This window comes from Sandarakinorhabdus sp. (assembly GCF_032115815.1).
In the GTDB taxonomy this organism is placed as follows: domain Bacteria; phylum Pseudomonadota; class Alphaproteobacteria; order Sphingomonadales; family Sphingomonadaceae; genus Sandarakinorhabdus.
Genome location: NZ_JAUMBI010000208.1, coordinates 1 through 313, shown reverse-complemented (window position 1 = coordinate 313; position 313 = coordinate 1). Strand labels below are relative to the sequence as shown.

The following is a 313-nucleotide window of genomic DNA, read 5'->3' as shown; positions in this document are numbered from 1 at the left end:
TGTTCGCGGAAATAATAGGCCATCGCATCGATGGTGGTGTTTTCCGTCGGTTCCCAGCGGATGCTGCCGCGGATGGCATAGAGATCGCGGCCATCGATGCGGGTGTTGTTGAACAGGTTGTTGGTAAAGCCGTCGCGCTTCAGGTAGGTGCCGGCAACGCGGATGGCCAGATTGTCGGTGATGGGCAGGTTGAACATGCCCTTCAGACGCAGCGAATCGAAATTGCCATATTCGATTTCGCCGGCGGCATGGATGGCATCCATCCGCGGCTTGGCGTTGACGAAGTTGACGACGCCGCCGGTGGCGTTGCGGC

General features: G+C 59.1%; 1 pseudogene. It reads right to left on the bottom strand.

From position 1 onward, the window contains the following. Positions 1-313, bottom strand: a pseudogene (locus RT662_RS12045) (TonB-dependent receptor); the annotation flags it as partial.